The following is a 13,183-nucleotide window of genomic DNA, read 5'->3' as shown; positions in this document are numbered from 1 at the left end:
GCATGGTGATGGTCCTCCCGACCTACGACGAGGCCCTCAACCTGGCCTGGATCGTGGGGCGCCTGCACGCCGCGCAGCCGGGGCTCGACGTGCTCGTGGTCGACGACCAGTCACCCGACGGCACCGGTGAGATCGCCGACCGGCTGGCGGCCGCCGACCCCCGCGTCCACGTGCTCCACCGCAGCGCCAAGGGCGGCCTCGGGGCGGCGTACCTCGCCGGCTTCGGCTGGGCCCTCGAGCACGGGTACGACGTGATCGGCGAGATGGACGCCGACGGGTCGCACCAGCCCGAGCAGCTGCACCGGCTCATCGACGCGCTGCCCGGGGCCGACCTGGTCATCGGGTCGCGCTGGGTGCCGGGCGGCAGCGTCGTCAACTGGCCGCTGCGCCGCGAGCTCCTCTCGCGCGGGGGCAACATCTACGTCCGGCTGCTGCTCGGCATCCGCGTGCGCGACGCGACCGCGGGCTACCGGCTGTTCCGACGCAGCACCCTGGAGCGGATCGACCTCGACCAGGTCCGCTCCACCGGCTACGTCTTCCAGACCGACATGGTGAGCCGGACCCTGCACGCCGGGCTCGTCGTGCGTGAGGTGCCGATCGAGTTCGTCGAACGGGTCCGCGGCGAGTCGAAGATGAGCGGGGCGGTGGCCACCGAGTCGCTGCGCCGGATCACCGTGTGGGGCCTGCGCGAGCGCCGCGACCAGGTACGCCGTGGCCTCGCGTCGCGTCGTCGCCCCCCGCCGCCCACCTGACCCGCGTCCTACACTCGGTGACATGGCCACCGACCGTCCCGTCCGACCCGAGCGACCCGAACGAGCGGCGGGCGCCGGACGGTCGCGGCGGCGCAGCCGCCTGACGTGGGTGCTGTTCGTGCTGTTCGTGGTCGTGCCGATTATCGAGATCTACGTGCTCATCCAGGTCGGGCAGGTCATCGGCGGGTGGTGGACCGTGGCCCTGCTCATCGCCGACAGCATCCTCGGCAGCTGGCTGGTCAAGCGCGAGGGTGGTCGGGCGTGGCGCGGCCTGCGGTCGGCGCTCGAGACTGGCCGGATGCCCGCCACCGAGCTCGCCGACGGGGCGCTGATCCTGGTCGGCGGCACCCTGATGCTGAGCCCCGGCTTCGTCTCCGACGTGTTCGGCATCCTGCTCATCCTGCCGTTCACCCGGCCGGTGTTCCGGGCGCTGCTGGCCCGGATCGTGACCCGTCGGCTCGCGGTTATCGGACCGCTCGGCGGCCCGGGCGCCGGACGGGGCCCGGACGCACGACGCCCCGGACCTGTGGTCCGGGGCGAGGTGGTCGAGGACTAGCGGATCGAAGGAAGCGGATCGAAGGAACCGCGACCGTCACGAAACGATCAGGCGGCGGTCAGGCGGTCGCGCGTGCCTTCTTCTTCGACGAGGCGCGGTGCAGGTGGGCCGGCCCGATCTCGCCGCCACGCAGCAGCTCGAGACGCTCCTTGAGGATGTCCTCGAGCTCCTTCTCGGAGCGGCGTTCGAGCAGCATGTCCCAGTGGGTGCGGACCGGCTTCTCGGCCTTCTCGACACGCTCGATGCCGGACGTGCTGAGGCCTTCGGCGCCGCAGCGGGGGCACTCCCAGACCGCCGGCACGTCGGCCTCGACCGACATGGTGATCTCGAAGTCGTGACCGTGCTGGCACCGGTAGCCGACCTGCTGACGGGCGGCGAACTCGATGCCGCGCTCGTCCTCGAAGCTCTGACCACCCAGTCGTGCGCCACGCAGTGTGCGCTCTGCCATGAGGCACCTCCAAACCATGTGTGCGTGGGATGCGAGGCGGGCGGACGCCCGACTCTCTGTACTCAACGGTACCCAGCGCGCCAAGATTCCACGCCCGTTCCGCCCAGACCTTCGGTATGCCGTCGCCAGGTGCGTCGCGCGCGGGCCCGGGCCCGCCGGTCAGCCCTGCGTGCCGGTCGCGGTGCGCAGCGGTTCCGGCACGGTGTTGCCGGCCTCGCGGATGCCGCGCTCGGGATCGAGCCGTAGGAGGAAGAACGCGCCGACGGCGAAGAAGGCGATCAGGGCGAGCAGCGCCGGCCGGTAGGAGTCGGTGAGCTGGAACATCACGGCGAACACGAACGTGCCGAGCCACGACGTACCTCGCTCGCAGGCGTTGTAGAGCGCGAAGTACTCGCCCTCGCGGCCCCGGGGGATCAGCAGGCTGAAGAAGGACCGCGACAGCGCCTGGGTGCCGCCCAGGACCAGCCCGATCGCCACCGCGATCAGCATGAAGAGCGGCACGTTGCCCTCGGGCAGGAAGAACGCCAGGACCACGATGACGATCCACACGAAGACGCCGTAGAGGATCGGCTTGTAGCTGCCCACCCTGGCCGCGATCCTCCCGAAGAGCAGGGCGCCGCCGAAGGCGACGAACTGGATGAGCAGGATCGTGCCGATCAGCACGCTGTCGCCGAAGCCGAGCGTCTTGGAGCCGTAGGTCGACGCGGCGTAGATCACGGTCTGGATGCCGTCGTTGAAGAACAGGTACGCCGCGAGGAAGGTCAGCGTCATCGGGTAGCCGCGCAGCTCCTTCAGGGTGCGCCAGAGCTGGCCGAAGCTGCGGTCCAGGACGCTGCCGGTGACCGCGACCGGGTCGACCGGGTCGCGGTCGCGCAGGCGCAGGAACGGGATGATCGTGAACCCGGCCCACCACACCGCCGCCGACAGCAGCGAGAGCCGCACCGCGAACCCGCTGGAGAGACCGATGGCGTCGTGACCGAGGAACATGCCGAGGTTGATCGCCAGCAGGACCCCGCCGCCGAGGTAACCGAAGGCCCAGCCGCGCGAGGAGACCCGGTCGCGCTCGTCCTCGGTCGAGATGTCGACCAGGATCGCCGAGTAGCTCACCAGCGAGCAGCCGGCCAGCACGCTGGAGAACACGACCGCGACCGCGCCGATCTGCCAGTCGTCGTCCTTCATGAAGAACAGCAGCGAGGCGAACGCCGCGCCGGCCCAGGCGAAGAAGGCCATGTGCCGCTTCTTGTGCGAGGAGCGGTCGACGAAGGCGCCGACGACCGGGAGCACGAACGCGCTCAGGATCGTGGCGAAGCTGGTGAGGTAGAACGGCAGCGACCCGGCGGCGAGGTCGAGCCCCAGGAGCCCGACGGTGTTGCCGCACGAGGCGGCGTCGTCGAGGTTGTCGGGGCAGCCGGCGGCCTTGCCGGCGACCTCGATCATGTAGGGCGCGAACATGACGCTCAGCACCGTGGTGAAGTAGGCGCTGTTGGCCCAGTCGTACCAGTACCAGGCCTTCTGCTCCTGGGCGCGCTCGAGCGGCGCCAGGTCGGCGAACGAGGTCATGGGTCCCTTCCCAGGTCGTGGTCCTGCCACTGGCCGCGCTCGGCGAGCACGTGCTTCAGCGTGTCGGTGCGGTCGGTGAACATGCCGTCGACGCCACGGTCGAGCAGCACCCTCATCTCCTCCTCCGCGTCGATCGTCCAGACGTGCACATGCTTGCGCGCCGCGTGGGCCCGGCGCACCAGCCGCGCCGTGGTGACCACGAGACGGCCCCGGCGGTGCGGCAGCTGGAGGGCGTCGAAGTCGGCGCGCCGGCGTACGCCGGTGACGAAGCCCACGGCCTCGGCGTTCGAGGCCGACGTGGCCACGCGCCCGGCGGTGAGCCGCCGGAACTCACGGACCCTGGCCGTCGAGAAGGAGCCGACCAGGACGTCGTCCCAGAGGTTGCGGGCGCTGATCAGGTCGGCGAGCGGACGGACCGCACCGTCGGCCTTGAGGTCGATGTTGAAGCGGGCCCCCGGCAGCTCGTCGAGGAGCGCGGCCAGGGTCGGGATCTCCTCGCGGCCCCCGACGCGCGCCCGGCGTACGTCGGCGTGGGTGAGCGCGGCGATCGCGCCCTGCTGGTCGCTGACCCGGTCGAGCACGTCGTCGTGGAAGGCCAGCAGGACGCCGTCGGCGGTCGCGTGCACGTCGGTCTCGAGGTAGCGGTAGCCGAGGGAGGCGGCGTGCCGGAAGGCGGCGAGGGTGTTCTCGAGGCCCTCGATCTCGGGGTGGTAGGCGCCGCCGCGGTGGGCCAGCGCGAGCACCGTGCCCGGCTGTTCACACACCTCGTCGAGGTAGGGACGGCCGGTGCGCGGTGAGGTCACCGGGGAAGTATGGCGTCCGTCACGACGTGTGGGCTGAGCACCCGGGCTCGGGCGTGGGCTCCCGGGATCGGCTGCGGTGGTCTCGACATGCTTCTGGCGACCTCGTTCCTCGGTCGCCGGCGCTGCTCGACCTGGCCGCGCCCACGCCGGTCGCTCGTGCCTCGCGACCGGCTGCGCGTCTCAGATGTCGCGGAAGGTCTCGATGTTGGCGCCCAGGGCGCTGAGGCGCTCGGCGAGGTCCTCGTAGCCGCGGTGGATCACGTAGGTCGAGCGCAGCACCGAGGTGCCCTTCGAGGCGAGCATCGCCAGCAGGATGACGACCGCGGGACGCAGCGCCGGGGGGCAGACCAGCTCGGCGCCCGAGAACGACGTGGGGCCCTCGATCATCACGCGGTGGGGGTCGAGCAGCTTGACGTGACCGCCGAGCTTGGTGAGCTCGGTGAGGTAGATCGCGCGGTTCTCGTAGACCCAGTCGTGCAGGAAGGTCTGTCCGTCGGCCACCGCGGCGATGACCGCGAAGAACGGCAGGTTGTCGATGTTGAGGCCCGGGAACGGCATCGGGTGGATCTTGTCGAGCGGGGCGACCAGCTGCGACGGCTTGGTGTGGAGGTCGACCAAGCGCGTGTGGCCGTTGCGGGCGACGTACTCCTCGGAGCGCTCGTAGTGGAAGTTCATCTCCTCGAGCACCGCCAGCTCGATCTCAAGGAACTCGATCGGCACCCGGGTGATCGTGATCGACGACTTGGTGACGATGGCGGCCGCGAGCAGCGACATCGCCTCGATCGGGTCCTCGCTGGGGGCGTAGTCGACGTCGACGTCGATGGTCGCCAGCCCGGTGATGCGCAGCGTCGTGGTGCCGATGCCCTCGATCTCGACGCCGAGCTTCTGCAGGTAGAAGCAGAGGTCCTGGACCATGTAGTTGGACGAGGCGTTGCGGATGATCGTCTCGCCCGGGTGGAGGGCCGCGGCCATCAGGGCGTTCTCGGTGACGGTGTCGCCGCGCTCGGTGAGCACGATCGGGCGCCGGGGGCCGACGGCCCGGTCGACCTGGGCGTGGTAGCTGCCGTCGGTCGCCTTGACCTCGAGCCCGAAGGGTCGCAGCGCGGTCATGTGGGGCTCGACGGTGCGGGTGCCGAGGTTGCAGCCGCCGGCGTAGGGGAGGTCGAAGGTCTCGGCGCGGTGGAGCAGCGGGCCGAGGAACATGATGACCGAGCGGGTCCGACGGGCGGCCTCCTCGTTGATCCGGCTCAGGTCGAACTCACGGGGCGGGATGATCTCGAGGTCGTCGTCGCCGATCCACCGGGTCTGCACGCCGATGCTGTTGAGCACCTCGAGCAGCCGGTTGACCTCCTCGATGCGCGCCACTCGGCGCAGCGTGGTCCGGCCGCGGTTGAGCAGCGAGGCGCACAGGAGCGCGACGCCGGCGTTCTTGGAGGTCTTGACCTCGATCGAGCCCGACAGCGTGGTGGGGCCCTGGACGCGCAGGTGCGTCGGGCCGGCGCCGAGGGCGACGATCTCGGAGTCGAGCGCCTCGCCGATGCGGGCCAGCATCTCGAGCGAGAGGTTCTGGTGGCCCTTCTCGATCCGGTTGATCGCGCTCTGGCTTGTGCTCAGCAGATCGGCGAGCTGGGTCTGGGTCAGGCCCCGGTGCTTGCGCGCGTCACGGATGAGGTTGCCGATGCGTCCTTTGTAGTCCACTGCCATGTCACCCACGGTAACTCACATGTGAGATACCGGGTCAAGTCGTGGCGCGGCGCGCCGCGAGGTTGACCCGGCTGGTTGGCTGGGGGGCATGAAGGCAACGGTGATCCACGGCCCCCGCGACATCCGGTTCGAGGAGGTTCCCGACCCCACGATCCAGAAGCCGACCGACGCGATCGTCAAGGTGCACGCCTCGTGCATCTGCGGGTCCGACCTGTGGCCCTACCGAGGTGACGACGAGACCGAGAGCGCCCACACGATCGGGCACGAGTGCCTCGGCGTCGTGGAGGAGGTCGGCTCCGGCGTACGCGACTTCCGCCCCGGTGACTTCGTCGTCGTGCCGTTCGACCACTGCGACAACACCTGTCCGGCGTGCCTCAACGGCGCGCACTCGGCGTGCGACAACTTCGGCATCACCAAGAGCGGCCAGGCCGAGTACGCCCTGGTCACCCAGGCCGACGGGTCGCTGGTCAAGACCGACGGCGTGCCCGACGCCGATCTGGTCCCGTCGTTGCTCGCGCTCTCCGACGTGATGGCCACGGGCTGGCACGCCGCCGTGGCCGCGGGCGTCCGCGAGGGCGGCACCGCGGTCGTGGTCGGCGACGGCGCGGTCGGGCTCTGCGGCGTGCTGGCGGCGGCCCACCTGGGCGCCGAGACGGTGATCGCGATGTCGCGCCACGCGCCGCGACAGGAGCTGGCCCGCCGGTTCGGGGCGACGCACGTCGTGGCCGAGCGCGGCAAGGAGGGCGTCACGGCCGTCAAGGACATCCTCGGCGGCGTGGGAGGCGACGCGGTGCTCGAGTGCGTCGGCAACGGGCCGGCCTTCGAGCAGGCCTTCCGCGTGGCGCGCCCCGGCGCGACCGTCGGGTTCGTCGGCGTACCCCACGGGGCGGAGGCACCGCTGCGGACCATGTTCAGCAAGAACATCGGCCTGGCCGGCGGCATCGCGCCCGTCCGCCGCTACCTGCCCGAGCTGCTCCAGCTGGTCCTCGACCGCGTCATCGACCCGGGACAGGTCTTCGACCTGACGCTGCCGCTCGACCAGGTGGCCGACGGCTACCGCGCGATGGACGAGCGGACCGCGATCAAGGTGCTGCTCCAGCCCTGACGTCTCGTCGACCTGACGTCTCGTCGACCTGACGTCTCGTCGACCTGACGTCTCGTCGCCCAGCACTCTCCCTCCGGGTGGGCTCGCTGGGGGGTGGGCCGTCGTACGGTCGGAGCATGACTGAATCGAACACGCATTCGACCGACGCCACGGACCCGACGGAGCCCACCGGCTCGACCGAGGAGGTCCTCGGCGCCGGCGCCGGCAACACGACCGAGAAGGACCCCCACGACTGGGTCACCGGTGACGAGCCGATGACCGGCGCCCAGCGCAGCTACCTCGACACGCTGGCCCGTCAGGCGGGGGAGACCCTGTCGGCCGACCTGACCAAGGCCGAGGCGTCCGAGCACATCGAGCGGCTCCAGGAGTCGACCGGTCGGGGCACCGACTCCTGACGCACTTCGCGTGCGGACGTTAGCCTGCCGCGGGTGAGCGAGTTCCGGGCCGACGACGCGACCCCGACGGCTCGGGCGCTGGTGGCGCTCGAGCTGATCCAGGACCGTCCGGGGGTCTCGGGGGAGCGGCTCGGTGAGCGTCTCGGGGTCACGTCGCGCGCGGCCCGGCGCTATGTCGGGATCCTGCGTCAGGCGGGCATCCCGGTCGAGTCGACGCCGGGCAAGCACGGCGGCTACCGACTGGGGCGGGGTTTCCGGGTGCCGCCGCTGATGTTCTCGACCGACGAGGCGCTGGCGCTGGTGATGGCCGCGGTGCGGGGGCGCGGAGCGGTCGGGGGCGACGGCGCGGTGGACACGGCGCTCGACAAGATCGCGCGAGTGTTGCCCGCGTCCTTGTCCGGTCCCGTCGAGGCGCTGCGGGCCATCGGGTCGGCCCCGTCGGGCGACGGACCCGACCCGCGGCTGGCGAGCGAGCTGGCCCGAGCCGCGCAGGACGGCGTACGGCTGCGGTTGCGCTACCGGACGGCCGGTGGCGCCGAGCCACGCGAGATGACCGTCGACCCGTGGGGCGTCAACCTGCGCCACGACCGCTGGTACCTCCTGTGCTGGTCGCACCACGCCGACGCCAAGCGGGTCCTGCGGCTCGACCGGATCGAGTCGGCCACCCCCACGGGCGACCGGTTCACCCCGACCCTCGACCTGGACGTCGCCACGGCGGTCGACGAGCACATGGCGGAGGGCTGGGGCATCCCGGTCGAGGTCGTCGTCGCGGCGCCGTACGACGAGGTCGCGGCCTGCCTGCCGCGCAGCCTGGGCCGGCTCGAGACGACCGACACCGGGCACACGCGCGTGGTCGGCAGCACCGACGACGCCGGCTGGTACGCCTGGCAGCTGCTGCGGATCGGCGCGCCGTTCACGGTCGTCGGACCTCCCGCCCTGCGCGACGAGTGCCGTCGGCTGTCGGGCCGCCTGCGCGACGCCGCGGCCCCGACACCCGGGGAGGTGCCCGCATGACGAGCCACGTGCCCGCCGCGGCCCGCCACGACCTGATCCGGGTCGTCGGCGCACGGGTCAACAACCTGCGTGACGTCAGCGTCGACCTGCCCAAGCGCCGGCTCACGGTGTTCACCGGGGTGTCCGGCTCGGGCAAGAGCTCGTTGGTGTTCGGGACCGTCGCGGCCGAGTCCCAGCGGCTGATCAACGAGACCTACAGCACGTTCGTGCAGGGCTTCATGCCGACGCTGGCCCGTCCCGACGTCGACGTGCTTGAGGGACTGACCACCGCGATCATCGTCGACCAGGAACGGATGGGGTCCGATCCCCGCTCCACGGTCGGCACCGCTACCGACGTCCACGCGATGCTGCGCATCCTGTTCAGCCGGCTGGGCACTCCCCACGTCGGGGGCCCGCAGGCGTTCTCGTTCAACGTCGCCTCGATCGCCGGCGCCGGAGCGGTCACCGTCGAGAAGGCCGGCCGCACGATCCGCGAGCGGCGGGAGTTCAACGTCACCGGCGGCATGTGCCCGCGGTGCGAGGGTCGCGGCCACGTGCAGGACTTCGACCTCACCGCGCTCTACGACGACGAGAAGTCGCTCAACGAGGGTGCCCTGAGCATCCCGGGCTACACGATGGACGGCTGGAACGGCCGGATCCTGCGTGGCTGCGGCTGGTTCGACCCCGACAAGCCGATCAAGGACTACTCCGAGCGGGAGCTCGACGACCTCCTGCACAAGGAGGCCACCAGGATCAAGGTCGACGGCATCAACCTGACCTTCCTCGGCCTCGTCCCCCAGATCACCAAGACGTTCCTCGCCAAGGACGTCGACGCGATGCAGCCCCATGTCCGAGCGTTCGTCGAGCGGGCGGTCACCTTCACCCGCTGCCCCGACTGCGACGGCACCCGGCTGAGCGTGCTCGCCCGGTCGTCGACGGTGCGGGGCCGCAGCATCGCCGACCTGTGTCGCTTGCAGATCAGCGACCTGGCCGCCTGGATCCGTGGGGTCGAGGAGCCGTCGGTGGCACCGCTGCTGGCCGCCCTGACGCAGACCCTCGACTCCTTCGTCACCATCGGCCTGGGCTACCTCTCGCTCGACCGGCCCTCCGGCACGCTGTCCGGCGGCGAGGCCCAGCGCACCAAGATGATCCGCCACCTCGGCTCGGCCCTCACCGACGTCACCTACGTCTTCGACGAGCCCACGATCGGCCTGCACCCGCACGACATCCAGCGGATGAACGAGCTGTTGCTCCAGCTGCGCGACAAGGGCAACACGGTGCTCGTGGTCGAGCACAAGCCCGAGACCATCGCCATCGCCGACCACGTCGTCGACCTCGGCCCCGGCGCCGGCACCGAGGGTGGCGTCGTCTGCTTCGAGGGCACCCTCGAGGGCCTGCGGGGGAGCGACACGGTCACCGGTCGGCACCTGGACCACCGAGCCCGGCTCAAGGACTCCGTGCGTAGCCCCGCCGGGGTCCTGGAGATCCGGGGCGCGTCGACCCACAACCTGCAGGACGTCGACGTCGACGTGCCGCTCGGCGTCCTGACCGTGGTGACCGGGGTCGCCGGGTCGGGCAAGAGCTCGTTGATCCACGGCTCGGTGGCCCGCCGCGACGGCGTGGTGGCCATCGGGCAGGAGGGCATCCGCGGCTCGCGGAGGAGCAACCCGGCGACGTACACCGGTCTGCTCGAGCCGATCCGCAAGGCCTTCGCCAAGCAGAACGGCGTCAAGCCGGCGCTGTTCAGTGCCAACTCCGAGGGCGCCTGCCCGCACTGCAAGGGCGCCGGCGTCGTCTACAGCGACCTGGGCATCATGGCCGGCGTCGCCACGCCGTGCGAGGTGTGCGAGGGCAAGCGGTTCGCGGCGTCGGTGCTCGACTACCGACTCGGTGGGCTCGACATCAGCGAGGTGCTCGGGCTGTCCGTCGCCGACGCCGAGCGCTTCTTCGCCGAGGGTGTGGGTGCGCTTCCGGCCGCGCACCGGATCCTGGCGCGCCTGGCCGACGTCGGCCTCGGCTACCTCACGCTCGGCCAGCCGCTGACCACCCTGTCCGGAGGCGAGCGTCAGCGGATCAAGCTCGCGACGCACCTGGGGGAGAAGGGCGGCGTCTACGTGCTCGACGAGCCGACCACAGGTCTGCACCTGGCCGACGTCGACCACCTGCTCGGCCTGCTCGACCGGCTCGTCGAGTCGGGCAGGTCGGTCATCGTGATCGAGCACCACCAAGCGGTGATGGCCCACGCCGACTGGATCATCGACCTCGGACCGGGTGCCGGGCACGACGGCGGCCGGGTCGTCTTCGAGGGCACGCCCGCCGACCTCGTCGCGGCCCGCTCGACGCTGACCGGCGAGCACCTGGCGGCGTACGTCGGGTGAGCTACCTCCAGAAGAGGTAGTGCGTGAAGCCGTCGGGGCGCGGCACCACGTCGACCTCGTAGCGGTCGTACAGCTCGTCCGGCGAGGTCCACAGCCGCGACCCCCGGCCGAGCTCGACCGGGGCGACGGCGACGTGGAGGGTGTCGACGAGGTCGGCGTCGAGGAAGGCCCGGACGGTGGCGGCGCCACCGCCGAGCCGGACGTCCTTGCCGTGGGCCGCCGTACGCGCCTGCTGCAGGACGGCGGCCGGCTCGTCGTCGACGAAGTGGAACGTGGTGTCGGACAGTGAGAAGGACGGCCGCAGGTGGTGGGTCATCACGAAGACCGGGGTGTGGAAGGGCGGCTCGTCGCCCCACCAGCCCACCCACTCGTGGTCGACCCACGGGCCGCGTTGAGGACCGAACTTGTTGCGGCCCATGATCTCGGCGCCGACGTTGCGGTGGAACTCGCGGACCAGGTGGTCCTCGAGTCCGAGGCTGCCACCGGGCTCGGTGCGGTTGGGCCAGCTCGCCGTACCGAAGGCCCAGGACATCAGCTGCCCGGGGTCGGCGTGACCAAAGGGGGACTCCAGGCTCTGCCCCTCACCGGCGCCGTAGCCGTCGCTGGAGACGACGAAGTTGTGGACCCTCAGCAGCTGGCTCATGGGGGACCAGACCGGCAGCGACACCCGGACTCATCGGTCACATGCGCTCCGGCGACTCGATCCCGAGCAGGTCGAGACCGGACACCATGACGCGCAGCGTCGCGGCGCACAGCGCGAGCCGCGCGTCGCGGGTTTCCTCGTCCGGGGCCTTGAGCACGGGGCAGTGCTCGTAGAACTGGGAGAACGCCTGGGCGAGGTCGAACAGGTAGGCGCACAGGCGGTGCGGCTCGAGGGTTAGGCCAACCGCGGTGACTACGTTGCCGTGCTCGAGCAGGGCGAGGCAGAGCGCTCGCTCGGCCGGGGAGTCCGCCCGGAGCGGGGCGGTTGCCTCGGCGGGGGACAGGCCCGCCGTACGGAAGATCGAGTGCAGGCGCGCGGCGGCGTACTGGATGTAGGGGCCGGTGTTGCCGGTCGGGGCGACCATCCGGGCCAGGTCGAAGACGTACTCGCTGTCGTGGGCCACGGACAGGTCGGCGTACTTGACGGCGGCCATCGCGACCTGGGGCGCGACGACCTCGCGGGTCGCCTCGTCGAGCGGTGGCTGCTGCTCGTCGAGGACCCCGCGGGCCGCCGCGACCGCCTCGTCCAGCAGGGACATCAGCCGCAGCGGAGCACCACTGCGGGTGCGCAGGATCTTGCGGTCGTCACCCAGGACGTTGCCGATCTTGACGTGGACGACCTCGACGTCGTCGGGCAGCCAGCCCGCGAGCCGCGCGGTGGCCCACACCATCTCGAGGTGCAGCGACTGTGGAGCGCCGATGACGTAGAGCATCCGGTCGGCGTGCAGGGTGCGGACCCGGTGGCGCACGGTGGCGAGGTCGGTCGTGGCGTAGCCGTAACCGCCGTCGGACTTGCGCACGATCAGCGGCAAGGGCTTGCCCTCACGACCGGTGTAGCCGTCGAGGAAGACGCACAGCGCGCCGTCGCTCTCCACCGCGATCCCGGCCTCGACCAGCTCGGCGCAGACGGCGGCCAGGTCGTGGTCGTAGGTCGACTCGCCGGCCAGGTCGGCGTCGGTGAGGGTCACCCCGAGCCGACGGTAGATGGTGTTGAAGTAGTTCTGGGAGCGCGCGACCAGGCGCCGCCACACCACCAGCGTGGCCTCGTCGCCGGACTGGAGGGCCACGACCCGGGCGCGGGCCCTCGTCGCGAACCCCTCGTCGCCCTCGAACTCGGCGCGCGCGGCCTGGTAGAAGGCGTTGGGGTCGGTCTCTACCAGGGCGGCGGCAGGGGAGTCCTCACCGACGTCGAGCAGGTGCTCGATGAGCATGCCGAACGGCGTGCCCCAGTCGCCGATGTGGTTCTGACGGACGACGTGGTGCCCGAGGTGCTCCAGGGTGCGCGCCAGCGCATCGCCGACGACCGTGGTGCGCAGGTGCCCGACGTGCATCTCCTTGGCGACGTTGGGCGCGGAGTAGTCGATCGGCACGACCTGGGCCTCCTCGACGGGTACGCCGAGGCGCGGGTCGGCCGCGAGGGCCGTCGCCTGAGCGCCGATCCAGTCGTCGCCCAGGGTCAGGTTGAGGAAGCCCGGGCCGCTGATCTCCACGTCGTCGCAGATGCCGCCGACCTCGAGGTGCTCGACGATGCGGGCCGCGACCTCACGAGGCGGGAGGCCGAGCCGCTTGGCGAGGGCCAGCGCGGCGTTGACCTGGACGTCGGCGTACTGGCTCGGTCGCAGCACCGGGTCGGTCCCGCGCAGCTCGGGCCCGAATGCCTGTTCGATCGCAGCGGACACCAGGGGAGCGAGGACCGACTCGGGGGAGAGCATGCGCCCACGGTAGAGAATCCGGTTGTCCCGGGGCGAACTCCCACTCGGCGCCGGGAACGCACGTTGCCAACTGGA

The 13,183-nt window shown here is 71.2% G+C and carries 12 protein-coding genes; 6 read left to right on the top strand and 6 right to left on the bottom strand.

All coding sequences use genetic code 11. The features are described 5' to 3' along the window. Nucleotides 1–2: 2 nt before the first annotated feature. On the top strand, nucleotides 3–752 hold the full coding sequence (locus FJQ56_RS16005) for a polyprenol monophosphomannose synthase (protein ID WP_211351106.1): 750 nt from the start codon (nucleotides 3–5) through the stop codon (nucleotides 750–752). A 22-nt stretch (nucleotides 753–774) separates the two neighbouring features. Further along, nucleotides 775–1,308, top strand: coding sequence for an FxsA family protein (locus FJQ56_RS16000; RefSeq protein WP_140010586.1), 534 nt, complete (start codon nucleotides 775–777; stop codon nucleotides 1,306–1,308). Between the two features lie 58 nt (nucleotides 1,309–1,366). On the opposite strand, the gene FJQ56_RS15995 is transcribed toward FJQ56_RS16000, so the two are convergent. The 4 genes from FJQ56_RS15995 to FJQ56_RS15980 all read right to left on the bottom strand — a co-directional run bounded on the left by FJQ56_RS15995 (nucleotide 1,367) and on the right by FJQ56_RS15980 (nucleotide 5,823). Then, on the bottom strand, nucleotides 1,367–1,756 hold the full coding sequence (locus FJQ56_RS15995; protein ID WP_140010585.1) for an RNA polymerase-binding protein RbpA: 390 nt from the start codon (nucleotides 1,754–1,756) through the stop codon (nucleotides 1,367–1,369). A gap of 159 nt (nucleotides 1,757–1,915) precedes the next feature. Continuing rightward, a complete protein-coding gene (locus tag FJQ56_RS15990; protein WP_140010584.1) occupies nucleotides 1,916–3,316 on the bottom strand; it encodes an MFS transporter in 1,401 nt (466 codons plus the stop codon). After that, nucleotides 3,313–4,119 carry a glycerophosphodiester phosphodiesterase family protein gene (locus tag FJQ56_RS15985; protein WP_140010583.1) on the bottom strand — a complete coding sequence of 269 codons (807 nt, stop codon included), beginning with the start codon at nucleotides 4,117–4,119 and terminating at the stop codon, nucleotides 3,313–3,315. The genes FJQ56_RS15990 and FJQ56_RS15985 overlap by 4 nt, the downstream gene beginning before the upstream one ends. Before the next feature lie 180 nt (nucleotides 4,120–4,299). Continuing rightward, nucleotides 4,300–5,823: a helix-turn-helix domain-containing protein gene (locus FJQ56_RS15980; protein WP_140010582.1), complete on the bottom strand. Its 1,524-nt coding sequence runs from the start codon at nucleotides 5,821–5,823 to the stop codon at nucleotides 4,300–4,302. Nucleotides 5,824–5,911: 88 nt separating this feature from the next. On the opposite strand from FJQ56_RS15980, the gene FJQ56_RS15975 reads away from it, so the two are divergent. The 4 genes from FJQ56_RS15975 to FJQ56_RS15960 all read left to right on the top strand — a co-directional run bounded on the left by FJQ56_RS15975 (nucleotide 5,912) and on the right by FJQ56_RS15960 (nucleotide 10,694). Then, nucleotides 5,912–6,928, top strand: coding sequence for a zinc-dependent alcohol dehydrogenase family protein (locus tag FJQ56_RS15975; protein ID WP_140010581.1), 1,017 nt, complete (start codon nucleotides 5,912–5,914; stop codon nucleotides 6,926–6,928). Nucleotides 6,929–7,044: 116 nt separating this feature from the next. After that, a complete protein-coding gene (locus FJQ56_RS15970) occupies nucleotides 7,045–7,323 on the top strand; it encodes a DUF3072 domain-containing protein (protein ID WP_140010580.1) in 279 nt (92 codons plus the stop codon). Nucleotides 7,324–7,356: 33 nt separating this feature from the next. Beyond that, on the top strand, nucleotides 7,357–8,337 hold the full coding sequence (locus tag FJQ56_RS15965; protein WP_140010579.1) for a helix-turn-helix transcriptional regulator: 981 nt from the start codon (nucleotides 7,357–7,359) through the stop codon (nucleotides 8,335–8,337). After that, on the top strand, nucleotides 8,334–10,694 hold the full coding sequence (locus FJQ56_RS15960) for an ATP-binding cassette domain-containing protein (protein ID WP_140010578.1): 2,361 nt from the start codon (nucleotides 8,334–8,336) through the stop codon (nucleotides 10,692–10,694). The genes FJQ56_RS15965 and FJQ56_RS15960 overlap by 4 nt, the downstream gene beginning before the upstream one ends. A 1-nt stretch (nucleotide 10,695) precedes the next feature. On the opposite strand, the gene FJQ56_RS15955 is transcribed toward FJQ56_RS15960, so the two are convergent. Continuing rightward, nucleotides 10,696–11,337 carry a dihydrofolate reductase family protein gene (locus tag FJQ56_RS15955; RefSeq protein ID WP_140010577.1) on the bottom strand — a complete coding sequence of 214 codons (642 nt, stop codon included), beginning with the start codon at nucleotides 11,335–11,337 and terminating at the stop codon, nucleotides 10,696–10,698. A 37-nt stretch (nucleotides 11,338–11,374) separates the two neighbouring features. After that, on the bottom strand, nucleotides 11,375–13,108 hold the full coding sequence (argS, locus tag FJQ56_RS15950) for an arginine--tRNA ligase (RefSeq protein WP_140010576.1): 1,734 nt from the start codon (nucleotides 13,106–13,108) through the stop codon (nucleotides 11,375–11,377). Between the last annotated feature and the right edge of the window lie 75 nt (nucleotides 13,109–13,183).

The sequence above is a fragment of the Nocardioides plantarum genome (genome assembly GCF_006346395.1).
GTDB lineage: Bacteria > Actinomycetota > Actinomycetes > Propionibacteriales > Nocardioidaceae > Nocardioides > Nocardioides plantarum.
Note: the sequence above shows the minus strand (reverse complement) of the source record. Positions and strands in the feature narration are given on the sequence as shown.